The sequence below is a fragment of the Pseudomonas sp. YY-1 genome (assembly GCF_002843095.1).
GTDB lineage: Bacteria > Pseudomonadota > Gammaproteobacteria > Pseudomonadales > Pseudomonadaceae > Aquipseudomonas > Aquipseudomonas sediminis_A.
This window is the reverse complement of record NZ_PJLX01000008.1, coordinates 215031-241282: the sequence shown is the minus strand read 5'-3', so window position 1 is coordinate 241282 and position 26252 is coordinate 215031. Positions and strand designations below refer to the sequence as shown.

Sequence of the window (26252 nt, the reverse complement as noted above, 5' to 3'; positions counted from 1 at the left end):
CTTCATCGCTGAAGTGGCGCGCATTCTACATGAGCACGACGAGCTGTAAACCCCTGACGTGCAAATAATTACGTAAATCGAATCAACTACTCTGCCGACTATATATAGAGGCTCAGAGAACCCCTGCCTCGCGTAACTCGGTAATCTGCGTTTCACTCATGCCAAGCAACCTCTGCAGCAGGCTATCGGTGTGCTGGCCCAGCAGTGGCGGAGCCGAACGATAGGCCACCGGCGTAACAGATAGGCGTAGTGGACTGGCGACCTGCGGAGTAGAACTCCCCAGCGCATTGGGCAGATCGAGACGCAACCCTCGCGCCTGAACCTGAGGGTCGGCGAACACCTGCTGCAGATCATTGATCGGCCCACAGGGCACGCCAGCCTTTTCCAGCGACTCGATCCACTGCGCCGTAGTCTTGAATACCGTGGCCTGGCGCAACAGCGGGATCAACTCGGCACGACGGGCAACCCGGGCCTGGTTAGTGACAAAGCGCGGGTCATCGGCAAGGTTCGCAATACCCGCCACCTCGCAGAACTTGCGGAACTGCCCGTCGTTGCCAACCGCAAGGATGAAGTTGCCATCGGCACTGGGGAAATCCTGGTAAGGCACGATATTGGGATGGGCATTGCCCAGACGCTTCGGTGATACACCTGTCGTCAGGTAGTTCATGGCTTGGTTGGCCAGACAGGCGACCTGCACATCCAGCAACGCCACATCTATATGCTGACCTATACCCGATTGCTCACGTTGATTGAGCGCGGCCAGCACACCCACAGTCGCGTAGAGACCGGTGAGGATATCGGTCAGCGCCACGCCGACCTTCATCGGTCCGGCACCCTCTTCATCTTCCGGCCGCCCGGTCAGACTCATCAGACCACCAAGCCCCTGGATCATGAAGTCATAACCCGCGCGCTTGGCATAGGGCCCGGTCTGGCCGAAGCCGGTGATGGAGCAGTAGATCAGCCTTGGGTTGATCGCCTTCAGCGACTCGTAGTCGAGCCCATAAGCCGCCAGGCCGCCGACCTTGAAATTCTCCAGCAGCACATCGCACTGCGCGACCAGCTCACGCACCAGGCGCTGACCTTCGGGCTGAGTGAAATCGAGAGTCAGCGACTGTTTGTTGCGATTGGCACTTTGAAAGTAGGCCGCCTCACGCGAATCGTTACCCTCGGCATTCTTTATATAGGGAGGCCCCCAATGCCGGGTGTCATCACCCGAGCCTGGTCGCTCGACCTTTATCACCTCGGCCCCCAGGTCACCCAGGATCTGCCCGCACCAAGGGCCGGCCAGTACGCGGGACAGATCAAGCACGCGGATATGGGACAGTGCACCGGACATGAGCTTCTCCGTAAGGTGCGCCACGCGCACCATGGATCATTGAGAGGCGCGAGCCTTCAGAAGAACGCCTGAATGCCGGTCTGAGCACGACCGAGGATCAGCGCATGCACGTCATGGGTGCCCTCGTAGGTATTGACCACTTCAAGATTGACCAGGTGACGGGCAATGCCGAACTCGTCACTGATGCCGTTACCGCCGAGCATGTCGCGCGCCATGCGGGCGATATCCAGCGCCTTGCCGCAACTGTTGCGCTTCATGATCGAGGTGATTTCCACCGCAGCAGTGCCTTCGTCCTTCATTCGTCCGAGGCGCAGGCAGCCTTGTAGAGCCAAGGTGATCTCGGTCTGCATGTCGGCCAGCTTCTTCTGGATCAGCTGATTAGCCGCCAGCGGCCGGCCGAACTGATTGCGATCGAGCACGTACTGGCGCGCGGTGTGCCAGCAGAATTCGGCAGCGCCCAGCGCACCCCAACTGATGCCATAGCGCGCAGAGTTCAGACAGGTGAACGGGCCGCGCAAGCCACGCACATCCGGGAAGGCGTTCTCTTCAGGGCAGAACACGTTGTCCATGACGATCTCGCCAGTGATCGACGCGCGCAGGCCGACCTTGCCATGAATCGCCGGGGCAGAGAGGCCTTCCCAGCCTTTTTCCAAGACGAAGCCGCGAATCTCGCCAGCATCATCCTTGGCCCAGACCACGAAGACATCAGCGATCGGGCTATTGGTGATCCACATCTTGCTACCGGTCAGGCGGTAGCCGCCTTCGACCTTCTTGGCGCGCGTGACCATGGCGCCAGGGTCGGAACCATGGTTCGGCTCGGTCAGGCCGAAGCAGCCGATGTACTCGCCGCTGGCCAGCTTGGGCAGGTACTTCTGCTTGGTCGCCTCGCTACCGAACTCATTGATCGGCACCATCACCAGCGACGACTGCACGCTCATCATCGAGCGGTAACCAGAGTCGATGCGCTCCACTTCTCGCGCGATCAGGCCGTAGCACACGTAATTCAGACCACTGCCGCCGTAGGCTTCGGGGATGGTCGCTCCCAGCAAGCCGGTTTCGCCCATCTCACGGAAAATCTTCGGATCGGTCTGCTCATGACGGAAGGCTTCCAGCACACGGGGCGCCAACTTGTCATCGGCGAACTGCTGGGCGCTGTCGCGCACCATGCGCTCTTCTTCAGTCAGTTGCTGATCCAACAGCAGCGGGTCGATCCAGTTGAAGCTTGCCTTGGCCATTACGAGAAACCTCGAAGCAGGGTGTGAGCGGTCGATCCAGCCGACCCGGAATGCCATTGATCCTAGGCCGGCTTCAGGCAATGGACAAACGCAGATTTTGCACAGACCTGTGCTTTTTCCTCACTTCGAGCTAGCTTAACCAGCCATAAATACCGCTCATGAGTGAGGCTTTTGCATCAATGCGTCGCAAGATCCCCAGCACCGCCGCCCTAGTCGCCTTCGAGTCGGCCGCTCGCCACCAGAGCTTTACCAAGGCCGCCGATGAGCTCAACCTCACGCAGAGTGCGATTTGCCGGCAAATCGGCGGACTGGAGAGCTTTCTCAATGTGGAACTGTTCCGTCGCTCTCGACGCGGTGTAGTCCTGACCGAAGCGGGCGTCGCCTACAGCCGCAAGGTGGCAGCGCAGCTCGATGCCGTGGAGCGCGACACCCTGGCGCTGATGGGCAACCAGGGCACCACCAGCATCGAGCTGGCGGTGGTGCCGACCTTTGGCACCCAGTGGCTGCTCCCGCGCCTGCGTGCCTTTCAGCAGTTGCACCCGGAAGTGACGGTGCACCTGACCAACCGCACCCGGCCCTTCCTGTTCGCCGACACCCACTTCGATGCAGCCATCTATTACGGTGATGCCGAGTGGTCAGGCACCGAGGCCCACTTTCTGATGCACGAACACCTGCTGCCGGTTTGCAGCCCGGCATTGCTGGGCGATACCCCTGCGACAGTCGAGCGCATCGCCGCGCTACCCCTGCTGCAACAAACCACCCGCCCCTATGCGTGGCGCCAGTGGTTCGCCGCCCAAGGCATGAGCGTGGCTCGCGATATGACAGGCCCAAGACTGGAACTGTTTTCCATGCTGGCGCAGGCCGCTCAGCATGAAATGGGTATTGCACTGATCCCACCCTTCCTGATCCAGCGCGAACTGGAAGAAGGCAGCCTGGTGATTGCCTTCGACCGCGCCGTACCAAACAACGACCGCGCCTATTACCTGATGGTGCCGGAGCGCAAGGCCGAGTCTGCAGCACTGAAGGCCTTTCGAGATTGGCTTCTGGCCCAGGCCGACGCCTATCGAGACTCGTAACCATCGTCAGAGCAAGATCACTTTAGGCTCGAAGATAATATATACGCCCAATAAAAGAACCCGTAGCAAGCAAACAGTCACACTACAAAGATTTTTCAGGAAAAGTGCATAGAGACCACTACTTTCGGGCTATAGCACTATTCTGAACGGGTCGTTCGTTACTCTCCACACCCCTCTCAATTCGACCGGCGGTCGTCCTCCGCGTGACTACCTATACTGCCCTGCAAGCTGCGCAAAACGTGCTGCCGGCCTTAACCCGCGCGGGCTGCGGGCAGTATAAAAATCCCTCATAGACCCATTACTTGTAGTAATGCTTTTTTTTTACTCCATAACTTCTTGTAAGGGTTTGCGTTCGATTGCACAATCGCCGCGCTCGCCACCTCCGGCGGGTTATGTGCTGATCCCCAATCGCCGGCGCGCCAGCGCAGTGCCCCGGTTCACAAAAAAGATCACGCAGGAGATTAGAAGTGCACATCGGTGTTCCTCTCGAAACCCATGCCGGGGAGACGCGGGTTGCCGCGACCCCAGAGACCATCAAGAAGCTGGTCGGCCAAGGTCATCAGGTGACCGTCCAGGCCGGCGCGGGCATCAGCGCCAGCATTCCAGACAGCGCTTACGAGGCTGCTGGCGCGACCATTGGCAACGACTCTGCCGCGTTTGGCGCAGACCTCGTGCTCAAGGTGGTCGCACCGACCGACGCCGAGCTTGCCCATATGAGACCCGGAGCCGTGTTGGTTGGCATGCTCAACCCGTTCTGCAACGAGACCATCGCACGCATGAACGCTCGCGGCGTCACCGCCTTCGCCCTGGAGGCCGCACCGCGCACCTCTCGTGCGCAGAGCCTGGACGTACTGAGTTCGCAGGCCAACATCGCCGGCTACAAGGCCGTACTGCTGGCAGCCCATCACTATCCGCGCTTCATGCCGATGCTGATGACTGCTGCCGGTACCGTTAAGGCCGCGCGTATTTTGATTCTCGGTGCCGGTGTTGCCGGTCTGCAGGCCATCGCCACGGCCAAGCGCCTGGGCGCAGTGATCGAAGCCTCCGACGTGCGCCCGGCAGTCAAAGAGCAGATCGAGTCGCTCGGCGCCAAGTTCGTCGACGTACCGTTCGAGACCGACGAGGAACGTGAGTGCGCGCAAGGCGTGGGCGGCTATGCCCGGCCGATGCCGCAGTCCTGGATGGAGCGTCAGGCCAAGGCAGTGCACGAACGCGCCAAGCAGGCCGATATCGTCATTACCACTGCACTGATTCCGGGCCGCAAAGCACCGACGCTACTCCACGAGAGCACAGTGGCCGAAATGAAGCCCGGCTCCGTGGTCATCGACCTGGCCGCCGCACAGGGCGGCAACTGCCCGCTGACCGAAGCCGACAAGGTGGTGGTCAAGCATGGCGTGACCTTCGTCGGCCACACCAACCTGGCTGCATTGGTGCCGGCAGACGCTTCCGCCCTGTACGCACGCAACCTGCTGGACTTCCTCAAGCTCGTGATCGACAAGGAAGGCCAGTTCCAGCTCAACCTCGAAGACGACATCGTCGCGGCCTGCCTGATGTGCAATGCCGGCGAAGTCGTGCGCAAGAACGGCTAAGGAGTAGGGACATGGATCTGATTTCCGACGGCATCTACAACCTGATCATCTTCGTGCTCGCCATCTATGTCGGCTACCACGTGGTGTGGAACGTCACCCCGGCCCTGCACACCCCGCTGATGGCCGTGACCAACGCCATTTCCGCCATCGTGATCGTCGGCGCCATGCTGGCCGCCGCGCTCACCGTCACCCCACTGGGCAAGACCATGGGCACCCTGGCCGTGGCACTGGCCGCAGTCAACGTGTTTGGGGGCTTCCTGGTCACCCGACGCATGCTGGAAATGTTCAAGAAGAAAGCGCCCAAGGCGCCTGTGGAGAAACACTGACCATGAGCATGAACCTGATCACTGTTCTCTACCTCGTCGCCTCGGTGTGCTTCATCCAGGCGCTCAAGGGCCTGTCGCACCCAACCACGTCGCGTCGCGGCAATCTGTTCGGCATGATCGGTATGGCCATCGCCGTACTGACCACCGTCGGCCTGATCTACAAGCTCGGCAGCGAGCTTGCCGTACAAGGCCTGGGCTTCGTCATCGTCGGCCTGCTGGTCGGCGGCAGCGTCGGCACCATCATGGCCAAGCGCGTCGAGATGACCAAGATGCCGGAGTTGGTCGCCTTCATGCACAGCATGATCGGCCTGGCGGCTGTGTTCATCGCCATTGCCGCTGTCGTCGAGCCGCAGTCGTTGGGCATCGTCGCCGCGCTGGGTGATGCGATTCCATCCGGCAACCGCCTAGAGCTGTTCCTCGGCGCCGCCATCGGTGCCATCACCTTCTCCGGTTCGGTGATCGCCTTCGGCAAGCTGTCCGGCAAGTACAAGTTCCGCCTGTTCCAGGGCGCGCCTGTCGTGTTCAAGGGGCAACACCTGGTCAACCTGGTGATCGGCCTGGCGATTCTCGGCCTGGGCCTGTACTACACCTTCACCGGTGACATCACGGCCTTCGCTGTGCTGGTAGCCCTAGCTTTCGTGATCGGCGTACTGATCATCATCCCGATCGGTGGCGCCGATATGCCAGTGGTGGTGTCGATGCTCAACAGCTACTCGGGCTGGGCCGCCGCCGGTATCGGCTTCTCGCTGAACAACTCGATGCTGATCGTCGCAGGGTCCCTGGTCGGTTCTTCGGGCGCCATCCTCTCGTACATCATGTGCAAGGCGATGAACCGTTCGTTCTTCAACGTCATCCTCGGTGGCTTCGGTGCCGATGCTGATGCCGGTGCTGCTGGCGGCAGCCAGGAACAGCGCAGCGTCAAATCGGGCTCTTCCGACGACGCCGCCTTCCTGCTGACCAACGCCGACACCGTGGTCATCGTGCCCGGTTATGGTCTGGCGGTAGCTCGTGCCCAGCACGCACTGATGGAGCTGGCGGAAAAACTGACCCACCGTGGCGTGACTGTTAAGTACGCGATCCACCCGGTCGCCGGCCGTATGCCGGGCCACATGAACGTGCTACTGGCCGAGGCCGAGGTGCCTTACGAGCAGGTGTTCGAGATGGAGGACATCAACTCCGAGTTCGGTCAGACCGACGTGGTGCTGGTGCTCGGCGCCAACGACGTAGTCAACCCGGCAGCGAAGAACGATCCGAAGTCGCCGATCGCCGGTATGCCGATCCTCGAGGCCTACAAAGCCAAGACCGTGATCGTCAACAAGCGCTCGATGGCCAGCGGCTATGCCGGTCTGGACAACGAACTGTTCTACATGGACAAGACCATGATGGTCTTCGGCGATGCCAAGAAGGTCATCGAAGACATGGTCAAAGCCGTGGAATAAGCCCTGACCAGTCAGACAGGAAACCCGGCCATGCGCCGGGTTTCCTGTTTATGAAGCCAGCAAAAAAGCTGATTTTCAGGTCAATCATCGCAACAGATCAATTCCAAACTGTACTGCTTTAAATACCAAGATAAACGGGTTGCACCCAGTGAATAATCTCGCCTAGAACGGTTGCACCCAGTCTTTTCACTTATGGCAAGTACAGTTATATCGATTCCTGACCGAACAGTTACAAAGCAACCTATCTAATAGCACAACAATTTCATTCAGCTGTGACTACTGAGCCATCACTGCGCTCGGGATAATTTGCCCATCGAAAGCAAACACCAGCGCCGCCACAAGCGGAAGGATGACCACCATGGAACGTACCCTCAGTTCCGCCCTGCTCCAAACCCACAGTGTTGCCAGCGACAAATCGGCCTGGCTGCTCCGCACTATCGCCACCCTCAGCACGTGGCAGCGCCGCATCGTCAGCCGTCGTCAACTGGCTCGACTGGATGCCCGCCTGCTCGCTGACGCCGGCATCAGTGAAAATCAGCGTTACGTCGAACTGCAGAAGCCGTTCTGGCGTTAACACCCTCGCTTTGCTCCATCCCAAGTTGGGATCTTCTGAGAGCTCCACCGTCTCTGCTGCGGTGGGGCTTTCGTTTTATCTGCAACAGTCATCGCCCTCGCGATCAGTACAGTTGTCATAAAACCTCCACTGCCCCTGCACAATTCCCTCCGGTTGTATCTGCTCGTTCACGAGCGCTTGCGAGACCATGAGCTGCCACCCTTGTCTCTCGACAGGAGAACGCCATGGACCGCACTCACGAACAATTCTCGCGCCCTGCATACAACAAGCCCCTGCACTGGCTCGGCTTCTACTCGACGCTGCGTCAATGGCAGCGCAACCGTCGTACCCGTCGACAGCTGGCGCTGCTCACCGAGCAACAACTGGCTGACGCCGGCATCAGCACAGCTGAGCGTGAACAGGAACTGGCCAAGCCATTCTGGCGCTGAGCCAGTAATGGAGCGCGGAAGGCCGTTGGGCTAAGCTGCGGATGCGGGAAGAACAGCGTCCCGCACTACCGGAGTAAGCCCATATGCATCTGAATAAATTGCTGATTGCAGCGCTTCTGTCATTAGGGCTGGCAGGTACCGCCTACGCCAGCAGCCTGGTCGCGACCACTGATACCCTGGGAGCAGCCCTAGCCGGCACCGTCGAGGGCACTTCGGACGCGACCAGCTCGCTGCGCGACATGAAACAGCTGCGCGCGGCCCGTGATGACGCCGCCAGTTTCGTCGCCAGTGATGGAGCGATCCGCAGCGCGCGGCTCGAGGCGGCGCTGGCGCATATCCGCCGTCATGATGGCGAGCTGGCAACAGCGGATGACCTGGCCCTGGCTCAGGCCATCCTCAGCCTGTGAAAACTTTGCACACGTCTATCGATCAGCTCGCTGCTGACCGGCGCTGCCTGGCCCCGTAAACTTCCTCTACCTGCCTGGTCGCGGGGAACCGCGCCGGCCTGTCCGCGTCAAATCGTCCGTTCTGCAGTTCTCGGAGCTACTTATCATGCGTCGTTCATTCGTCATCGCCGTCGCCGCCTGCGCCCTGTTCAGCGGCATCGCCCAGGCACAATCCGTGGTCGCCACCAGTAACATCGTGGTGCGCGCCCTGGATCGCAGCATCAACTTCACGTCCGACACCACCACCTCGCTGCGCGACATGAAAGCCGTGGTGCAGGCCCGTGACGATGCGGCCAGCTTCGTCGCCAGTGCCGGTGAGATTCGCGGTGCACAACTGGAAGCCGCGCTACAGACCATCCGCCAGCAGCTGCCACAAGCGCAGACCGCCAGCGATCTGCAACTGGCCGAAGCTATTCTCGCCCTGTGATCCACCTCGCTGCCTGGTGCTGCGTCGCGCTGCTGGCGATTGCCGCAGGCGGCGCCCAGGCGCAGCTACGTCTGGATATGGACGGCAGCGATCTTGATCCTGCCGAGCGCCAGGCGAGCCAGACCCTGCTTGACGAGGCCATGGCGGTATTGCCCCCGCGCTTCGTCCAGCATCTGGACCGTGAAGTAAGGGTCCGCTGGCGCACAGCAATGCCCGCAGAGGTCTACGGCCAGGTCGGGCGCTTCAGCGGTATCGAACTCAACGCCGAACTCCTGCCGAAGCTGGTCGATGGCTCAGCGGCAGAGAATCGAACCGGTCGCCCGCACGGCACCGAGCGCCAGGAATTACTGGCCACTCTGCTGCACGAGCTGACCCACCTGTACGACCGCGCCCGCCTCTGGCCTGCGAGCGATCACCGCCACATCAGCCAATGCCGACAGCGCGCCAACTCGGTAGGCCTGGTAGGGCTGCCAGAGGATTGCCGTGGCCAGACCGAGCGCCGCTTCACCCTCAGCGATGACCCGCGCCTGCTCGATCTGGCCGGCTGGCAGCAACGTGTCGGCCAACGTGGCGCGCGCGATCTGAACAACGGCCAGGTCGCACGCAGCCCGGACAGCTACGAGCTGACCAACCCGCTGGAGTTCGTCGCGGTCAACCTCGAATACTTTCTGCTCGACCCCAGCTATGCCTGCCGCCGCCCCTCGCTGGCGCGCTATTTTCGTGAGCACTTCGACTGGGCGCCGCCCAGCGAGAACTGCACCACCGACTATCCCTACCTCAATGCCGGGCGCGACTTCGCCTTGCAGCCTCTGGGGCGACTCGAGCCTGAGCGCGTGTATGAAGTCGACTACCTGCTCGCCGAGGCCAACGATGCCTGGATGAGCCGCTGGGGCCACAGCATGCTGCGTCTGGTGGTCTGCGCACCGGACCGGCCGCGTGGCCCGGACTGCCGCCTGGATCTCGAGCACCATCTGGTGCTGTCCTACCGCGCCTTCGTCGGCGACCTACAACTGTCGAGCTGGGACGGCCTGACCGGCGTCTATCCATCACGCCTGTTCGTTCTGCCGCTAGAGCAGGTGATTGATGAATACACCAAGGTCGAGCTGCGCAGCCTGGCCTCGGTGCCCCTGCGTCTGTCGCGCGACGAGGTCGAACAACTGGTGGTGCGCGCCGCCGAACAACACTGGAGCTATGACGGCGACTACTACTTCGTCTCCAACAACTGCGCGGTGGAAACCCTCAAGTTGCTGCGCAGCGGCACCGACAATCCACGCCTGCATGCACTGGACAGCATCCTGCCCAACGGCCTGCTGGAATTGATGGATGCCCGCGGCCTGGCTGACACCCAGGTGCTGGACGATCCGCGCGAGGCGCTACGCCTGGGCTATCGCTTCGACTCATTCCGCGAGCGTTACCAGGCCATGTTCAAGGTGCTGCGAGAGCGCTTGCCAATCACTCAGGGCAGCGTCGAAACCTGGCTGGAACAACCAGCCGAAACGCGGCGCAACTGGTTCACCCAGGCCGACCTGCGCGCCAGCGCCGCCCTACTGCTACTGGAGCAGGCCGCGCTGCGCCGGCAACTGCTGCTGGCTCAGGACGAACTCAAGCGCCGCTATCTGACCGGCCGCGCTGCTGGAGATCCGAGCCTTAACAAGGCCGGTGCCGCGCTGGAGCAAATTCTCGCCAACAGTGGCTTCCTCAGCCGCCCGGCCGAACTGCTCGAAGGTGGCTACGGCTTGCCACAACAGCAGGAATGGGAGCGTCTCGAGGCCAGCAGCCGTGACCGCCAGCAGCAGTTGCGCCAGCTCAGCGACGAGCTCGACGGGGAAGTACGCAACCTGCTACAACCCGAGCGCCTGGCCGAAATGGAAGCCAACGAGGCCAACCTGGTCGCCCTCGGCGAACATCTGCGGGCCTTGCACAAGGCCAGTGGCGGGCTGGAGCTACCGTAAAGCACATGCTGGCGCAGACCTGCATTCACCGCGGCGTGAGTTGGAATGCAGGTCGCTAGACAAACCTAGCCTCGCTCGCCCTTTGCGCCCGCCTGGTTATTAGCGCTTGCAGTGCGCTGGCGGCAACACGTCCTGTGCGGCCTGGTTGGTCATGATCTGCAGCTCATTGACATTGCGCGCGGTGAACACCTTGCCCCCGGTCGCCGCTGCCAGACAATTCCCCGCACCAGTGCCGAGGATATCGACCACGTTGATCTTCAAGTGCGGTTTGCTGCGTGCCAAGGCCTGGGCTATCGCACAGGGATCCTGATTGCAACTCTCCTCGCCATCGGACACCACCAGCATCACCGACTCCCGGTTCACCCCATCGAGCATCTGTCCGGCCTTAGCGATGCCATCGGCCAGAGGCGTGCCTTGTACCGGTGTCACGTTGCGCAGGCGTGACAGCAGATCGGCTCGTTGGCCAGGGCCGAAGTAGCCGACGCTGCGGGCGCCCGGACAGCTCTCCACCAGCACCAGTCCGGCGTTGGCATCACTGGGCAGCTGCTGCACAACGCCAATAGTCGCTTCACGCGCCGTGGTGATGCGCTTGGGTTCACGGAATACACGGCCCATCGTGTTCGGGGCATTGGTTCCAAGCAGCAGCTGCGTGGCGATATTGGCAACCCCTTGCACCATCGTTGCCTGTTCGATTTCCTTGGGTGTGGCCAGCATGCTGATATCCATGGAGCCGGAAGCATCAAAGACAATGACCATCTCCGGCGCCAACTCCTTCGGGCGTTCATCGGGGCACAGGTTCTTGGCATTGGTGATCAACTGCTCCTTGCAGTTCTTCGCCAGGTTCTGCTCAACCTGCTCGCGCAGGGCAGCATTGTCCTTGAGCAACGGCTCTTCGCGCTGCATCTTCTGCAGGGCCGAACAGTCTCGGGCGATGCCATCGATACGTTTTTTCAGCAGCTCGGCAGGATCCGGCTTGGGCTCGGGTTTTGGTTCAGGCTTGGGCTCGGGAATCGGCGGTGGCAGCGGAATTTCCGGCTCGGGTTCGGGCTCCTCGATCACAGGCTCCTCTTCCGCTGGCTCCTGCTCGGATGGAACCTCCTCAGGCACGGCCGCCTCTTCGGCCACCGGGGGCTCGACCGGCGCAGGCGGGGTTTCCGGCTCACGACAGAACAACCACCACCAGAGCGCCGCCAGTAGGGCCAGTAATAGCAGGGCAAGCAGCAACCACAACCACCAGCGCCGCTTGCGTGGCACCTCGCTGACCACGGCTGCTGCACCTGGCGGTAACGCACCAGCTTCCGCGGTAACAGGCGTAATCGGTGGCGCAGGGGGTTGGCCACCGCCCCAAAAGGTCACCAACGGCTGGCCATTGAGCGAGTACAGAGTCGAGGTGTCGGGATAACGGGCCGCTTCACGCAACAGAGCCGCCTGGCGTACACCATCGCCACCCTGCGCCTCGAGCTGGCTGGCCAGTTGTTCGATAGAAGCCAGTCGCTCGTCGAGCAGGTGGCGCACCTGCGCCGCCTCCTTCTCATCCAACTGGCTGAACGGTACTGGCTGGCCGCCAAGATCCGAATACCACTCGACGACATCACCCTCGGCCTGCTTCGGCTTCGCGTACAGGGTCGCCGTGCTCGGCGGCAGGTGCCGGCGCAGGATCTGCGTGAGTTCGCCATGACCGGCCAGCGCATCTGCCGCGCTACGGGCTTGGGAGGACAGGCGGGAGATTCGCTTCATGGCGGTCAGCTTCCTGCTGAGGTAGTCAGGGAAAAGCCTGCTGGCGGAACGACCGTCATGCAGGTGTAACGGCAATGATCAACGCAGGCCAAGATCGCTTTCCAGGCTGGAAACCTTGCTACGCAGTTTCTGCAGCTCAACCTGTTTCTGTAGCACGGCCGGATTCTCCTGCTGGTTGATATTTTTCAGGTCGTTCTCCAGCGCAGCAATTTCTGTCTCAATGCGCCGGTTGCCCTTGGCCTTATTCTTGAGTTCACCAAGCAGGGCATTCAGCGACTTGTTCAAGGAGGCGTACTGTGCCTGCTGAGTCGCCAAATCCTTGCCGACCGACGCTTTCTCCTGCTCGATAGCGGCATAGACATCACGGAACAGCTGGTTGGTTTTCTGCTCGTCGAGCAGGATCCTTTCCTTCTCCTCGACACGCTGGGCATAGACGCCCTGAGTCTTGCAACCGAATTTGGTGGCGAACCCAGCATCGGCATTACGCGGGTCGCACTCCTGCGAACTGACGGCACAACCGGCGAGCATGGCGACACCGGCCAGCAGGACAAAAGAACGAAGTGGAAGCATGGACGTATTCCTTGGAGCCTGATTAGGCTGTCACTGCAGAGTGTGCCGCGCACACCGAAAAAGTCGGCAAAGGTGCGCAAAGCGCACCTTACCTGTCATGTTGACCGAGAGCTTCTCGAAAGCTGTTCAGGTCGCGAACAGACACTCAACCGAGCCGGATCGACGAGCGCTGTTGGTACAGCTGATCGATTTCCGACTCCAGCTGCGCAACCTGCTTCTGCATCTTGCCGATCTCCGCATCCAAGGTATCGGTACGGGCACCATTGTTGCGCTCGGCGGCGGCAACCTTGGTCCACTCCTGTTGCTTGGAGCGTACGTCGGCTAGGGATTTCTTCAGGTAGGCGGTGTTGGCATCGATCTCGGCGATCTGCTTCTGCGCCTGGGCGCTCTGCACCTTGTTGGCGGCGATGTCTTGCTTGATCTGCTCGATCTTGCGCTTGTCATCGGCGATCACGCTACGCGCGGTATCGCTGAGCATCTGCAGTTCCTGATTATCCTTGCGCACGTCGGCAATAGTCGCATCCAGGCGATCCTCCGCGTTGGCATACTGGCTGCGCTGGTTATCCAGATAGTAGTTGGCGCCCATACCCACGCCACAGCCAGCCAACCCGGCAGCGACCATGCACTGAGCCTTCTTGCTCGGGTTACCCAGCTGACAGGCGAGCATGCCAACCACCGCGCCACCCGCACAGGCTTGCCAGCCCGACTTGCTGAAGAACTGCGCCGAACTGCTATTGGCCAGCCGTGGGTCGACCGGTGCCTGATTGGCAGCTGGCGTCGTGCCAGTGGTCTGACAGCCAGTCAATACGAGAGCGAGACCCAGAACGACCCATTTCACCCGTTGATCCAACAACGCTACTGCTTTCATGTCCATGCCCTTCGCTTAAATGGATTTACAGGATTCCAGCCACTGACTGCGCGCCACCTTGCCGCTTTTCATGTAGCTATTCAGATTCTTCCAGTGGGTGTCGAGGTAACTGCGCAGGTTGCTTTTGCTGCGCGCCGCCATTTGTTGAGCCACCACACTGACTTGCGGCTCGACGGTAGCCGGGGTGTAGTTGAGCGCACCACTGACCACCGTGTCGGCATAGTAGTTGAGCATGAAGTCGAGCACCTTGCGATGACCTTCGAGCTGCTCTTTGCGCGCATCGCAGCGGCTCATCGGGTCATCTTCACCCGCGCCACAACTACGCTTGTAGTTGCCTTCCAGTGTATCGAGGAACATGCCGTCGTCCTTGAGCTTGGTGCAGAGGAAAGCGCCCAATTGCAGTTCGGAGCGGATCGCCTGGTCACGTTGCTCGTCACGTGCCTGGGTATTGGCACGCAGATCGCCACGCAGCTTTTCCAGTTGTTGCTTGAGCGCGTCATCCTGCACGCCGCTTGCGATGCTGGCGATTTCCGCGACTGGATCCTTGTTGTCCTTGCTGCCTGTGGCCTTGCTCGCCGCCGGAGTACCGAGTTTCTTCCAGTCCTGCTCGACTTGCTTGATGCGCTCACGCGAAGTCAGCACCGGCGCCACCAGAGCCAGGCGTACACCGCCGGTCTTGAGCTTGTTCTGCTCGCCAGCGCTGGCGTAGTAAGGCTGTTCCTGACGCAATGCGGTACGCAGCTCCGCCTGCGGCGTCAGGTAGTTACCGCCACGCACGATGTAGCCACCAGCCTGGCCGTGCTGGCGATCGAGCTTGTTCAAGCGGAAGGGCTCGAAGAGCATCTCATCGACGTTGCCCAGAACGTCATGCAGGCCCAGCGGATTTGGTTTGAGCAAACCGGTCAGTTGCAGCTTGCCATTGGCCGACTGCGCACCAGCGAACCACGCATAAGCACCGAGCCCACCATCCGGCATGGGGAAACGAATATCGCGAAACTCGGCCTGGGAGACGGCCATGCCGCCACGCGCGGCAAACTCCCACTCGGCCTCGGTCGGCAGACGCAGAAAGCCCGCTGCGCCGTCCTCCTTAGGCAACTTGGCAGCGGCATTCTTACGTAGCCACAGACTGTATTTGTCGGCAAAGGCAGTGGCGTCGAACCAGCTGATGCCGACCTGCGGCAGGCGCAGCTTGGTCGAAGGCGTTGGGCAGGTATCGTTCATCACGGCCTGGTATTGCAGCTCGCTCAACTCGTACTTGGCCAGCAGGTAATAGCGCCCCGGTTCCGTTTTCTGCACCGTGAAACTACCGGCGATATAGCTGGGGCGGGCCTGCTCGATGTAGCCCCACTCATCGCTGTCCTGACCGAGGGTCACGCCATAGTCACCGATCGGGCTGGCGACTGGAACCTGTACTTTACGCAGCACCAACGAGCCCTCGCACGGCATCGGCAGGATCACGTCATCGGCCAGCGGTTTGGGGTTGTAGTACTTCTCCTCCCAAGCGGCCTGGGCCGGCAGACTGCCCAGTGCCAGCAACGTCGCCGCTGCCAGCAAGGCCTGCTCAGAGGTCACGCAGGCTTTCAGCCGGTTGAATATGGATCGCACGAAACCCTCCTACAGCCGCCACGACGATGGCGATCAGCAATGCGCTGGCGAAGGCCAGCAAAATATGAATGTTTTCCAACTTGCAGACGAAGCCGTCGTCGGCCAGGTTGGCGCCCAGCGCCGTATTGAACACATGGCTGCCGACCAGGTAGGCAGCGTAGCCCAAAGCAAAAGCCAAACAGGTGAGCAGCGCCGCCTGAACCATCACGTAGGCGCCAGCAGCCGAACGCTGAAAACCAAGCAGACGCAACAGAGCCAGATCCTTGCGCTTGCGGTCGATATTGGCGAGAAAGGCCCCCGCCAGCGAGGCCACGCAACCGATCACCGCGGTCCAGGCGATCACCGCGAAAATCAGGCCGAGCACATGGCTGATGGCCTTGACCGACTCGATCTCACGCGCCCGCGTGCTGCTCTCTATGCGCTCGCCATCAAGCCAACTGGCAATGCTGGCCACATCATCCAGGCCACGAGCGTAGATGCGCGCACGAGCATAGCGCTCACGCACGGGCGCCACCTCGCCGGTGAGGAGGCCGAACATCGGCACAGCATAACCATCGCGAAAATTTTCCATCGCCACCAGCAGATCAAGGTGCACCAGCACCGCCGGCCGAGTAAAGGCGCTGTTCTCCAGCACCCCTCCCACGGTCACCGTCAGTTCGCCACGCTCGTTGCTGCCATCGAGCTTGCGCAGCACCAGCAGACGCAACGTATCGCCGACCTGCACGCCGAGTCGGCTCGCCGCACTGGCGCTGAGCAGTACCTGCTCCAAGGTCACGGGCGACGGCAAAGCGGCGATCAGCGGATCGCCACTGGCTGTCGGGATGACTTCGGCATTGGCGACAAAATGCTGACTGTCGCGCTGCAGGTCGGCCTGGGTGTTCAGGGAACGGGTCAACGGGATGACGAAGCCTACGCCGGGCTGGGCCCGCAAACGTTCGAACCAGCCGCCGGCCAGGTCATAGTTGCCGAGCATGCGCACTTCGAGGTTGCGCGGATCGCTGAGCAGCTCGTCATTGAGCTGCGAGACCACGCCATGTTTGAGGCCGAACAACAACAGCAGGGGCGCGATCACCGCTACCAGCGAGGCGACGATGCACAGCGACACCTTGCGGTCGTGCCACAGGTCACGCGCGGCCAACTCGATCAGCAAACGCAGACGGGGGCGAGTCTCAGGCCGCGTCATGGAACACCGTGCCGTCGGCGCTGGCATCGACGGCGCTACCCTGCAGCGTGCCGACGATGTTGCGGATCGCACAATCGCGCACCAGATCCCAGTCGTGGGTAACCAACAACGCGGCGATCTGGAAACGCTGGACGATTTCGATGATCAGCTCGAACAGGCGTTGCGCCTGCAGAGGATCGAGCGCTGCGGTCGGCTCGTCGGCCAGCAGCAGGTCGGGCTCATGGGCGATCGCGCGGACGAAAGATACGCGCTGGCGCTCGCCGATCGACAGTTGCGCCGGCAGCTTGCCCAGCAAGGGTTGCAAGCACAGACGAGAGATGGCCTCGTCGACCAACTCGCTCTTGCCAGGTAGACCAAGCAGGCGCCGGGGCAATTCGATATTCTGCCGCACACTGAGAAACGGCAGCAGACCGCCGCTCTGCAACACGAATCCCAAACGCCGAGCGCGAATATCAGCCAATTGCGCCTGGCGGTCATCGCGTAGTAGCGCGGCAACATCCAGCCCATCGGCATCTCCCAGACGGAACTGGCCGAGCCCATCGGGACGCAGGATCAGACCAATCATTTCCAGCAGCGTGCTCTTGCCACAACCACTGGCGCCGGTGATTGCCGCCACCTCGCCACGGCCAAGAATCAGGCGCGGCAAGACGATCTGGTAGTCGCTACCCCGGCGGATGCGCATGTCCTCGATATGCAACATGACCCAAGTCCTAAGGCAAAGCCTCCAGCGGCACCGGGTAAACGTGCTCGCGTGGGTCACTGCCCGGCGCCAGGGATACCCAGCGGTCGGCATCGGCGTTGTAGCGTTGGTAGTACTTGAGCTTGGTGTTCAGGCGCCGAATGAATTTCTCCTGCTCGAGCCCCTCCATACCTTTCCAGGTTTCCTCGTCGAGACTGAGCACCTCGCTGAGATATGGCAGGCCATCGAGGTATTCGGCCATCAGGCCCATGTCGGCGACCTTGATGGTCTTGTCCTTGAGCTGGTTGGGATCCTTGCCCATGGTCGCGGCCACCGAGCGCAGGCGCTCGAACATGTCGCTGGGCGAGATCAGGCCTTCGTTAGCCGCATCGGCGATCTGCTTGACCACATCGCTAAGGTCGCTGAGCTGGCTCTTGGTCATCAGCACACGCACGTCGGTAGTGGGTACATCCTGACGCACGAAGTCACGGTCACTGATCCACGCCTGAAACACCGGCGGCGCACTGGCGCCGGTCTTTTCGCCGAGGTAGGCCAGACGCATGGCGTGTCCGAGCAACTCGGCATCCTCGGCCAAAGCGGCATCGCCACCTTTGCCGGATTTCGCCTTGGCGTACTCCGCATCGGCACCCAGCGCGCTACCAGCCGCCATGTCGCCGCGATAGGCCGCCTTGACCTGTGCAGTGATGGCATCACCAAGGCTGTCGACCATTTTGCCGAAGCTCTCGACGTTTCCGGCATCCACCGGGTAGTACAACGGCTTATTGAGGAAAGCGTTGGTCGACAAATCCGTGTACTGCGCCTCGGCCGAAGCATGGTTCTTCGAACCGCTCGGGGTCTTCAGGTGCAGGCTGTAGATCGCCACGCCACGGTACTTGGCCTCCAGGCGCACCTGGTCGGCGTTCAGGCCAGTGGACGACAGCTTGCTGTCACCATCGACTGCGCCCGCATCGGTAACCAGTACGATGTAGCGTGCACCGAACTCATTCCATTTGACCTGATCCAGCGCCTGCATCACGCCGGCGTAGGTGTCTTCGTCGTAACTGCTGCTGGACGCAGTCGCCGGTTTGAGCTCGGCGACCTTGGCCAGGAAGTCTTTACCGTCCTTGACCGTGCTCGGGTCGACGTACATCTTGCTGACGTATTCAAGCTTGGGCACTTCCTTGGTGCTGGAGCGGTAGGCGACTAAACCGAACTTGACCTGATCCAGCAGCTTTTCCTGCTCGACGTGGTCGTAGATACGCTTTACCGCCTCACGGGTACGGTCGATGTACGGCCCCATGGAAATGGTCGAGTCGATGACGAACACCACGGCGGCGCTGAACCCCTTGAGCGTATTGGCATCGGCCTTGGCGTTTTTGTCCGCGCTCTGCTTGTCGGCCGACTCCGCCGCACTCACCGAAGCGACGTTGAGCAGGCGCACCTGGAAACCCTTCTCGGTGAATGTTTCCTCTGCTTCCAGCACCGGCAACAGATAGAAGCTCTTCGCCAGATCCACCGCGTAATCCGGCTCGCGGGCAACCACAGCCGGATCACGGCCCTTGGCCTTCATGTTGGCCAGAATCGGCTTGAGCAGTGGCGCCGGGTCGTCCTTGGCAAAGAGCTGTTCGAGGCTGTCCTTGTCACGGAAGAACAGCAGCGGATCACGACCAGCCGGGTTGGTCAGCGCCAGGGTCATCTGCATTTTCCACGGTACGGCGCAGTCGCCCTTGATCCAGCCGACGGTCTTGCCATAGCTGTCAGGGCCGACCTTCAGCCACTCGGCGTTGCCGGCCTGCTCACGCTGGTATACGTAAAAGCGGGTGAATGCTGGCTGCATCTTACCGCCACTAGCGCCAGCACTATCGCCAAGCTGGCAGGTCGGCGTGGTCAGCACGCGCTGGTAGAGGGTCTTCTTGCCTTCCTGCAGCAGCGGTTTGTCTGCCGCCATCAGTGGCGCTGCTGCGCTCAGCAGCAGGCCGGCAAACAACAGCTTGGCGCCTGGGGCGGTGAGCATGGTCATTTCTTCAGCTCCTCCAGCCGCTGGCTGGCATCCTGATTGTCCGGATCGTTGTTCACAGCAATCTCGTACCAATACATCGCGGTTTCAGCGTCAGCCGCCTCGATGCAACCACCGCTGGAGTAATGCGCCGGGTCGTACTCGCGGGCATAGGCATAGGCAATGGCGGCATCGCCCGACTGCGCCTTGTGCGCATACAGACGCTGCACCACGCCACAGCGCTTGGCATCCTTGGCAACGGCAATCACCTCCAGCACCTGTTCGCTGGATGGATTGGACTTCAGGCAGGCCTGGATGAAAGATAAATCCTCCCTGGCATCAGACAGGGCTTGCGCACTGCACCCGGCCATCGCCCCTACCACTGGAGCCGGCGTGTCGCTTGGGGTGATATCGGTCGACGGCGCACGCAGCAGGAACCACCAGGCCGCAACTGCCAGGGCCAGGATGAGCAGTACGGTGACCAAGATCAGTGGCAGCTTGCTGCCTTTCTTTGCCACCGGGATCTGAGGTGGTGGAGCAGACGGCGCTTCGACAACCAAGGGCTCGGACACGGGTGCTGAAATCACCTCAGACGCAGGCGCAGGTGGCTCGGGCAGTACTTCTGGAACAACCGGTACGATGTCCTGCTCGGGCTCGGCCTTGCGCTCAACCTTCTTCTCGTCATGCGTCGAGTTGCCCGCGGCCTTGGAGGACAGAATGGTGCCAAGGATGCGCAGCACCCCTTTGTCGCTGCCGTCCTCGTTACGCAGTTGCAGCATGTAGGCCATCTGAGGATCGAGCATCAGTGGGTCGATCAGCCAGGGGCCGACCTCGCCACTGAGTTTTTCATCGACCAGATGCAAGCCATCGAGCGCGTGCCAGGATGGGCTCGTATCCCATTCGCCGTTTTCACCGAGGTAGCGGCCATCCTGATTGCGCTGCACGGTCAGTTCGAGGGCGTCACTCCCCTCCTGCCAACCATGTACGGTCAGCTCTCCATGACCCGGTTGGCCGCTCTGCGCAGCCTTCAGTTCGATTCTCAGCATGACTTATTCCGTCCGATCCGCATGCAGAGTGGCGAGCACCTTGCCCAGCGCCTCGTTCTGCTCCGGTGTGATTTCTCGGCCGGCACTGTGACCGGCATTGTCTTCAGCGATCTTGGCCAACGCCACCAGCCAGTCGCCGACATAGTTGCGCGTGTGTTCCAGGGGTTGCGCCGGCAGTTCCGGCAACTTGCCGGGGAAGATAACCGGCGGCGCCTGGAATAGCTTGGCGCCACGCTCGATGCGGCTGTCGGGACGCTGCTCCTGCGGTGACTCGATGAACCCTAGCCAGCCGATGAAATCGCCCAGCACGGTTTTCGCGGTGAGTACCTGGCGTCCGGCCAGTTGCTCGCGCTTGGTACCAATCTGCTCGGTACTGACGATGGCCTGCAGCAGGCGTGTTTGCAGGTCGAGGCGACTGGCGCCGGTGATGAGCTCATCAACCAGAGCCTCGACCGCAGGTTTGGAGAACCCCAGATAGGTCATCAGGCGCATGTCTTCAGGCAGGTGGCGCAGGTGGCTTATCCACTCACGCAGTACGGCCTGGGCGAAACGTGCATCGCTACCACTGGAGCGCAGCGGTAAGGCATTGCTCGACGAGAGAGGTGCCGACTCATTGTCGCCGAACAGATCAAAACCATCGTCGTGACCCAGGTCATCCCCCAGGTTGAGCGCCCCCCCGCTGACAACACCGCTGCCTCCACTATCGCTCACCAAAGCAGTAGCTTCTTCATCATCGGCGCGCAGGTATAGACCCCGAACCAGATCGTCTGGCAATTGCATTCTCTGCAACAGTTCACCCAGCAGAATGCGGCGCGGCCAGACCGCGTCGAAGATCTGCTTGGCGATCTTGCGCTTCTTCTCCAGCTCGCCAGCGCCTTCTGCCTGATACCAATGGCCAAGCCGGTTTTCCAGCAGATGTAATACATCATCGAGCTGTTCACGAATACGCCCCAGCTTGACCTCGCACAGCGCCACGCCACGCAGGTACTGGCTGATACGGCCCATGCCGCCATCGTTCAGCTCCAGCATCGCGTCCCAGGCCAGCTGCGGCTGGTTGATGTGGCGCTGTACAGTTTCGTCCTCGACAAAGGTGCTGCGCATCAGCCCCAGCGAATCCTGGGCAGCGCCGTTGATACCGATCTCTTCACCCGCCTGCACGTCGAGGAAGGTCACCTTCATGCGCGGTTTGCGCACCAGGAAGGTGTTAGCGAAGGGCTGACCGGCCGTCCACTCCTGCAGCCAAGTGTACTGGCCGAAGCGTTCGAGCATGGTCATCTTCATCATGCCGCCGCTACCCCAACCGAGGCGCAGCAGGTCTTCGCCCTTGTCCAAGTCGCTACCAATGCGCATGTCGAACATGGTGATGGCCCACAGCAGGCCCGGCTTACGCAGAGCACGCTCTTCAGGCTTGGCGCCCTGGGTCTTGTCGATCCAGCGGGTCAGTACCGGACCGACAGCGGTGACGTCGGACTGCTTGTTCGATGGCGTACAGACGATCAGCACGTTCATTTCCTGGCTGTCGGTGTAGCGCTCGAACAAATAGGCAACCTTGCCCCGCAGGATCAGCTGCGCCACCGGGCTGGCTTCGTCACTGCTCACCGCGCGACGCACGTCGTCCAGCGACTCGACCGACAAGCGACCGCGGTAGCCGGGGAAATCGAGCAGGTCGACCTGCTCGAACAGCGGCTCACTAGTAGGCTCAACCAACGGAAACACCAACTCGACGGTGAGTGCCGCCAGTTGCGCCAGGGACAGCTCGACCGGCGCCCCCAGCTCGCCGTCGATGAACGGGCGCACGCCGATACGCTTGTCACTGTCCTTGCCCAGGCGCTCGAGCATGTCGACGTTCATGATGCTGTCAGCCTGCGACAGACCCTTGTCGGTCTGCCGCACCAGGGCATCGAGCGGAGCGAATACGCGATCCGCGTTACCCAAGCTGCCCAGGGTTCTGGCGAAGCTCTGGTAGGCCTCGCTCAACTCGTTGATCTCGCCCCAGAAGATCGAGAACAACCGGGTGCGATCCTCCACCGCCAGCCAGGGCGCCAGTTCCACGGCAACGGGCCAATAGTACCCAGCCAGACCACTCAGCGACGCCGGGAAACTGCCTTGCAGGTAATCCCATAGGGCCACCACGTCGTCCTCGCTGACTCCAGGCACCGGCTTGAGCTGGCGGCGCTTGCCGAGATCCTTGAGCAGTTGGCGGATAGCCGCTTCGTCGAAGCGGTAAGACACCTTCTCAGTGTTGAAGTCATTGAAAAAGGAGTTGGCCAGCACCTTGGCCACTTCCACCTCACCGAATAGCTTCAGTTCCAGCGGGAAATCGGCCGGGCCAGGGCGCGCCGTGCGACTGAAACGGGTGACCAGGCCGGTGGCCTCCTTGCCTCCGCCGGGCGGATTGACATGAGTGAGGAAGTCCAGACGACTGCCACCGAAATCTGTCTCCAGCTTGCCGTTGGTACCGGCGGCCAAGGTCGAGATCAGGTACGACTTGCCGGCCTGGGACAGGCCGAAGAAACCCACGGTCATCGGCAGGCCGGAAACACCACCCAGGCGTCGGGCGGTATTGCGCACGCGACGCAGGCTGAGGATCAGGTCGTCCGCTTCGTTATCCAGGCGTGGTGCACTGCGGCGCACATCGCCGATCCAGCGGATCGCCTCACCGGCACCGGTATGAATGGCAGCCCAGTGTCGAGTCAGTTGCTCAGGCGAGTTACTCATTTGCGAAACACGCTCCCGCTGTCGAGCCAATATTGGGATTCACCCAGCCCGGCGTCGGACAGGGTGTTGAGGCGCAGGCGAATGTGCGAGCGGCTGACCGAACCACTGTTGGACTCGGCACCAAGAAATTCGAAGCTCTCGCTGCCTTCGGCTGGATTGCGCGAAGGCTTGATGCCCAGACGCACCTTGAGCACCAAGCCCTGGGAAGCAACCTGCTCGCGCAGCTTCTGGTTCTCGATGCTGAGGATGTAAAGCGGCGCTGCCGACCAGCGTTCGTTGGCCAGTTGGCGGAAGCCCAGGCGCATGGTGCCGCGCATATCGAAGGTTAGCTCGGGCAGCTCGTACTCGGGGTCGTCGAGATCGATATCGCGGAAGTAGACGTTGCCGTCCTTGATCACGTTGTTATTGTCGATCAGACCAAGAAACTTCAACGTCGAGTAGGGTTTGAACGCTGCCGAACGGAAGAAGAAGTTGGGCAGCCGCAGGCTGCGGCTGAGTAAACAGAGCATGGCGCCGACTGCGGCCGTGGTCTTTGGATCCTCGATACGGTCGAGCTTATTGAACGGGTACCAGCCGCCGGTGCGGTACTGGTTGAGCGGCAGGATGCGTCCCGGCGGCAACGGCAGCAGCTTGCGAAACAGCGCCTGCACACCAGGCAGGCGCGACGGACGTCCAGTGAGCAAGAGCACATCGCAGGGGTAGCTGTGGACAACTTCGCACAGCGCCTGAATGGTCTTGCCGATGTTCATGCGATCGCCGATGAACGCCTCGTGAATGCGCCGCAGACTGACATTGAGCGCTGTCGCTAGCAGGTCGAACGGCTGGCTGCCGTTACCCAGTTGGCGGCGTACGGCGCTGCTGAAATAGTCGAGCACATCGTCGGTGGGACGCTCGTCGCCAAGCAGTTCGCCGAAAGTGCCACTAACCAAGGTGCCAGCATCCAGCGGGTCATACTGTTCATAGGCCTTGAGCAGGCGCAAACCGATAGGGCTGAACAGCTGCAGAGTCAGTTGCTGACGCAGCACGGCGTCCTGCACGGCCAGGGGCTCGCTGCCGATCAGCTTGGACAGCAGCGCATCAGGGTTGTCGACACCCGCATCGCGCAGCGCCGAGCCCAATGCCGGCAGGACGAACTGGCGGATCACATCGAGCAGGATGTCGTCACCGGCGACCTTGAAACCATCGCGAAAACGCTGCGACGGGGTGATGTAGACGTTGCTGCCCACGCCATCATCGAGCCGATATTCGGTGATTACCAGATCGGTGGTACCACCTCCGATATCGATCGAGGCGATAGTCAGACGATCCTTGTGCGGCTGATCCGGGCGCGCCATGGTGGCGAAGAACTCCTCCGGACGACCGGCGAAGTTGTTCTGCGTTTCGTTGAACAGGTAGACGACCTGGCCGCAGGTGGCCTCGTCCCACTGCACATGCACTTCCGGCAGGAATGGCCAAGCGGTCTCGCGGCTCTTGGCGTCCTTGATGTTGATCGGATCGTCCTCCGGGTGCCAGCCAAGGCTCTTCCACACCAGGCCGATGGCCTGCTCCATGCACTTGGCGAAGATTTCGCGCTCGGGCTTGGGCATCGAAGGCGGCACGGTGAGGATAATTGAGCGCAAATGACGCGGCACGCGCGAATGGCTCATGCGCAGACGCTGCGACGGGCTGTTTATCTGCATCAATGCCTGGCCGAGCACTTCGCAGAGCATGAAAGTCATCAAAGAACTGCGCGAATAGTGCGGGTGGAACACCGGCATGCGTTCGTCGAAGGGCAGGCTGTAGAGCGCCTGGCCTTTCTCGTTGATCAACCCGGCGACTGGCGCAGCAGTGGCGTGCGGCTCGCTTTCGGATTTGACGTAAGCGCAGTTGAAGCGCCAGCCCGGCTCGTAGTTGTCCTCGTCCCACAGGTAACGCTTCGGGCTGGACAGGCCGGTCGAGCCTTCGGTTCCACGCCGGCGACTCGCCAGACGTCCGGCCTCACGACCGATGCGGGCGATAGTCGGCCACTGGAAGGCCTCACGACGGCCACTTTGCACCGAAAAGTGATCCTTGCCAAATACCGCCTGAGCGAACTCGATACGGCTCTCGAATGGTTCCGGGTAAACGTACTCGGGCTGGGTTAGGTCACGCAGTTCCAGCTCATAGCGCTTGCTCAGGCCATCGTTCTCCTGCGGGTGATCCTCGATCAGGATGCCACAGGTGCGCGAGTTGCCGACATCGAGCACCATGTCCACAGGAATCGCCTTGTGCAGGTCGCTATCGCGGTTGGACACCACCTTGAGCTCCGGCACCGGCAACGCCGTACCGAGCAGGTGTAGCAGGTTGAGGTAGTGGGCCTGGTGGTAGAGCTCCTGGCATTCGTTTTCGATATCGTCGAGCTGCATGCGTACCGGCGGCAGTTGTGCTTGCTCGGTGAACACTTCGCGTAGCCAGCCATCGACCCAGGCCAGGTCGAGGAACCAGCCCATCTCGTCGGCCTGGTGCGCCAGGGCAAACGCCGCGCCGGCGCGCACGTCGTCACTGGTCGGCGCAAGATAAGCGGTATCGCTGCGACTGGCGAATACCTTGGTGTCGAAGGCCAGGGTCACCCGGTGAGTATGACCATCTGGATCCTCACCCTCCTTGAGCTCGATGATGCGCATACGTGCCCAGTTCGACGGACCATCGTCGAAACGCCGAGGTGGGCTGAAGCGAAAGAATGGCAAGGGTAGCCAGAGCCCCTTGAGCAGACGCACCGACTGGTCGACCGCTACGCTGTAGGCCGGACTCACAGGACTGCCCGGGGCTGCCGGATGGAAAAAGCTATTGCTGCGTTCATCGAACATCAGCCGCGCCAACGGGCCATCGTTGCGCTGGCGTACGAACTCGCCAGGTAGTTCGCGGCGCAGCTCAAGGGTCACGGCAAAATCCAGGAACTGGACACCGCTGCCCATGATCAGGGTGATCTTATCTTCGTAGTCGGTCTTTTCTGGAAACATGATGCGTTTTTCCGCCCTGTTCTCGGGTCGTGGCGGCTGTTGTA

21 protein-coding genes are annotated in these 26252 nt (G+C 61.4%); 9 read left to right on the top strand and 12 right to left on the bottom strand.

Annotated features, from left to right (window positions below; translation table 11 throughout):
- Positions 1-112 precede the first annotated feature (112 nt).
- Both CXP40_RS13845 and CXP40_RS13840 read right to left on the bottom strand, forming a co-directional pair.
- Entirely contained in the window at positions 113-1336 is a 1224-nt protein-coding gene (locus tag CXP40_RS13845; protein WP_106734211.1) for a CaiB/BaiF CoA-transferase family protein, read from the bottom strand.
- A gap of 56 nt (positions 1337-1392) precedes the next feature.
- Positions 1393-2571 carry an acyl-CoA dehydrogenase gene (locus CXP40_RS13840; protein WP_106734210.1) on the bottom strand — a complete coding sequence of 393 codons (1179 nt, stop codon included), beginning with the start codon at positions 2569-2571 and terminating at the stop codon, positions 1393-1395.
- 179 nt (positions 2572-2750) lie between these two features.
- On the opposite strand from CXP40_RS13840, the gene CXP40_RS13835 reads away from it, so the two are divergent.
- From CXP40_RS13835 to CXP40_RS13795, 9 genes are all read left to right on the top strand, one after another.
- Positions 2751-3647: a LysR family transcriptional regulator gene (locus CXP40_RS13835; RefSeq protein WP_106734209.1), complete on the top strand. Its 897-nt coding sequence runs from the start codon at positions 2751-2753 to the stop codon at positions 3645-3647.
- Between the two features lie 467 nt (positions 3648-4114).
- On the top strand, positions 4115-5236 hold the full coding sequence (locus CXP40_RS13830; RefSeq protein WP_106734208.1) for a Re/Si-specific NAD(P)(+) transhydrogenase subunit alpha: 1122 nt from the start codon (positions 4115-4117) through the stop codon (positions 5234-5236).
- Positions 5237-5247: 11 nt separating this feature from the next.
- The gene (locus CXP40_RS13825; RefSeq protein ID WP_058171402.1) at positions 5248-5562 is read left to right on the top strand and encodes an NAD(P) transhydrogenase subunit alpha; all 315 of its coding nucleotides are present in this window, start codon (positions 5248-5250) and stop codon (positions 5560-5562) included.
- Between the two features lie 2 nt (positions 5563-5564).
- The gene (locus CXP40_RS13820) at positions 5565-7001 is read left to right on the top strand and encodes an NAD(P)(+) transhydrogenase (Re/Si-specific) subunit beta (protein ID WP_106734207.1); all 1437 of its coding nucleotides are present in this window, start codon (positions 5565-5567) and stop codon (positions 6999-7001) included.
- Positions 7002-7359: 358 nt separating this feature from the next.
- Positions 7360-7575 (top strand): DUF1127 domain-containing protein, encoded by a 216-nt coding sequence (locus tag CXP40_RS13815; protein WP_099526753.1) that lies wholly within the window; start codon positions 7360-7362, stop codon positions 7573-7575.
- 224 nt (positions 7576-7799) lie between these two features.
- Complete coding sequence (locus CXP40_RS13810; RefSeq protein WP_106734206.1) at positions 7800-8003, top strand: DUF1127 domain-containing protein; 204 nt, start codon at positions 7800-7802, stop codon at positions 8001-8003.
- 83 nt (positions 8004-8086) lie between these two features.
- The gene (locus tag CXP40_RS13805; protein ID WP_106734205.1) at positions 8087-8410 is read left to right on the top strand and encodes a DUF2388 domain-containing protein; all 324 of its coding nucleotides are present in this window, start codon (positions 8087-8089) and stop codon (positions 8408-8410) included.
- Between the two features lie 145 nt (positions 8411-8555).
- Positions 8556-8876 carry a DUF2388 domain-containing protein gene (locus tag CXP40_RS13800; RefSeq protein ID WP_106734204.1) on the top strand — a complete coding sequence of 107 codons (321 nt, stop codon included), beginning with the start codon at positions 8556-8558 and terminating at the stop codon, positions 8874-8876.
- The gene (locus CXP40_RS13795) at positions 8873-10828 is read left to right on the top strand and encodes a DUF4105 domain-containing protein (RefSeq protein ID WP_106734203.1); all 1956 of its coding nucleotides are present in this window, start codon (positions 8873-8875) and stop codon (positions 10826-10828) included. Before CXP40_RS13800 ends, CXP40_RS13795 begins: the two co-directional genes overlap by 4 nt.
- A 99-nt stretch (positions 10829-10927) precedes the next feature.
- Here the strand turns inward: CXP40_RS13795 and CXP40_RS13790 are convergent, their stop codons facing one another.
- The 10 genes from CXP40_RS13790 to CXP40_RS13745 all read right to left on the bottom strand — a co-directional run bounded on the left by CXP40_RS13790 (position 10928) and on the right by CXP40_RS13745 (position 26208).
- Entirely contained in the window at positions 10928-12565 is a 1638-nt protein-coding gene (locus CXP40_RS13790) for a VWA domain-containing protein (RefSeq protein ID WP_106734202.1), read from the bottom strand.
- A 78-nt stretch (positions 12566-12643) separates the two neighbouring features.
- Complete coding sequence (locus CXP40_RS13785) at positions 12644-13135, bottom strand: hypothetical protein (protein WP_106734201.1); 492 nt, start codon at positions 13133-13135, stop codon at positions 12644-12646.
- A gap of 145 nt (positions 13136-13280) precedes the next feature.
- Entirely contained in the window at positions 13281-14003 is a 723-nt protein-coding gene (locus CXP40_RS13780) for a hypothetical protein (RefSeq protein WP_106734220.1), read from the bottom strand.
- A 15-nt stretch (positions 14004-14018) separates the two neighbouring features.
- The gene (locus CXP40_RS13775) at positions 14019-15575 is read right to left on the bottom strand and encodes an SUMF1/EgtB/PvdO family nonheme iron enzyme (protein WP_177429669.1); all 1557 of its coding nucleotides are present in this window, start codon (positions 15573-15575) and stop codon (positions 14019-14021) included.
- Positions 15565-16791: an ABC transporter permease gene (locus tag CXP40_RS13770; RefSeq protein WP_106734200.1), complete on the bottom strand. Its 1227-nt coding sequence runs from the start codon at positions 16789-16791 to the stop codon at positions 15565-15567. The genes CXP40_RS13775 and CXP40_RS13770 overlap by 11 nt, the downstream gene beginning before the upstream one ends.
- Complete coding sequence (locus CXP40_RS13765; protein WP_106734199.1) at positions 16778-17491, bottom strand: ABC transporter ATP-binding protein; 714 nt, start codon at positions 17489-17491, stop codon at positions 16778-16780. Before CXP40_RS13765 ends, CXP40_RS13770 begins: the two co-directional genes overlap by 14 nt.
- 10 nt (positions 17492-17501) lie before the next feature.
- On the bottom strand, positions 17502-19490 hold the full coding sequence (locus CXP40_RS13760; protein ID WP_106734198.1) for a vWA domain-containing protein: 1989 nt from the start codon (positions 19488-19490) through the stop codon (positions 17502-17504).
- Positions 19487-20512, bottom strand: coding sequence for a hypothetical protein (locus CXP40_RS13755; RefSeq protein WP_106734197.1), 1026 nt, complete (start codon positions 20510-20512; stop codon positions 19487-19489). Before CXP40_RS13755 ends, CXP40_RS13760 begins: the two co-directional genes overlap by 4 nt.
- Before the next feature lie 3 nt (positions 20513-20515).
- Positions 20516-23230, bottom strand: coding sequence for a putative virulence factor (locus CXP40_RS13750; protein WP_106734196.1), 2715 nt, complete (start codon positions 23228-23230; stop codon positions 20516-20518).
- Positions 23227-26208 carry a virulence factor SrfB gene (locus CXP40_RS13745; protein WP_106734195.1) on the bottom strand — a complete coding sequence of 994 codons (2982 nt, stop codon included), beginning with the start codon at positions 26206-26208 and terminating at the stop codon, positions 23227-23229. The genes CXP40_RS13750 and CXP40_RS13745 overlap by 4 nt, the downstream gene beginning before the upstream one ends.
- Positions 26209-26252: the final 44 nt, after the last annotated feature.

Coding starts and splice junctions, on each gene's coding strand:
- CXP40_RS13845 (WP_106734211.1), bottom strand. CDS start 1,336: ATGTCCGGTGCACTGTCCCATATCCGCGTGCTTGATCTGTCCCGCGTA.
- CXP40_RS13840 (WP_106734210.1), bottom strand. CDS start 2,571: ATGGCCAAGGCAAGCTTCAACTGGATCGACCCGCTGCTGTTGGATCAG.
- CXP40_RS13835 (WP_106734209.1), top strand. CDS start 2,751: ATGCGTCGCAAGATCCCCAGCACCGCCGCCCTAGTCGCCTTCGAGTCG.
- CXP40_RS13825 (WP_058171402.1), top strand. CDS start 5,248: ATGGATCTGATTTCCGACGGCATCTACAACCTGATCATCTTCGTGCTC.
- CXP40_RS13820 (WP_106734207.1), top strand. CDS start 5,565: ATGAGCATGAACCTGATCACTGTTCTCTACCTCGTCGCCTCGGTGTGC.
- CXP40_RS13815 (WP_099526753.1), top strand. CDS start 7,360: ATGGAACGTACCCTCAGTTCCGCCCTGCTCCAAACCCACAGTGTTGCC.
- CXP40_RS13810 (WP_106734206.1), top strand. CDS start 7,800: ATGGACCGCACTCACGAACAATTCTCGCGCCCTGCATACAACAAGCCC.
- CXP40_RS13805 (WP_106734205.1), top strand. CDS start 8,087: ATGCATCTGAATAAATTGCTGATTGCAGCGCTTCTGTCATTAGGGCTG.
- CXP40_RS13800 (WP_106734204.1), top strand. CDS start 8,556: ATGCGTCGTTCATTCGTCATCGCCGTCGCCGCCTGCGCCCTGTTCAGC.
- CXP40_RS13790 (WP_106734202.1), bottom strand. CDS start 12,565: ATGAAGCGAATCTCCCGCCTGTCCTCCCAAGCCCGTAGCGCGGCAGAT.
- CXP40_RS13785 (WP_106734201.1), bottom strand. CDS start 13,135: ATGCTTCCACTTCGTTCTTTTGTCCTGCTGGCCGGTGTCGCCATGCTC.
- CXP40_RS13780 (WP_106734220.1), bottom strand. CDS start 14,003: ATGAAAGCAGTAGCGTTGTTGGATCAACGGGTGAAATGGGTCGTTCTG.
- CXP40_RS13770 (WP_106734200.1), bottom strand. CDS start 16,791: ATGACGCGGCCTGAGACTCGCCCCCGTCTGCGTTTGCTGATCGAGTTG.
- CXP40_RS13765 (WP_106734199.1), bottom strand. CDS start 17,491: ATGTTGCATATCGAGGACATGCGCATCCGCCGGGGTAGCGACTACCAG.
- CXP40_RS13760 (WP_106734198.1), bottom strand. CDS start 19,490: ATGACCATGCTCACCGCCCCAGGCGCCAAGCTGTTGTTTGCCGGCCTG.
- CXP40_RS13755 (WP_106734197.1), bottom strand. CDS start 20,512: ATGCTGAGAATCGAACTGAAGGCTGCGCAGAGCGGCCAACCGGGTCAT.
- CXP40_RS13750 (WP_106734196.1), bottom strand. CDS start 23,230: ATGAGTAACTCGCCTGAGCAACTGACTCGACACTGGGCTGCCATTCAT.
- CXP40_RS13745 (WP_106734195.1), bottom strand. CDS start 26,208: ATGTTTCCAGAAAAGACCGACTACGAAGATAAGATCACCCTGATCATG.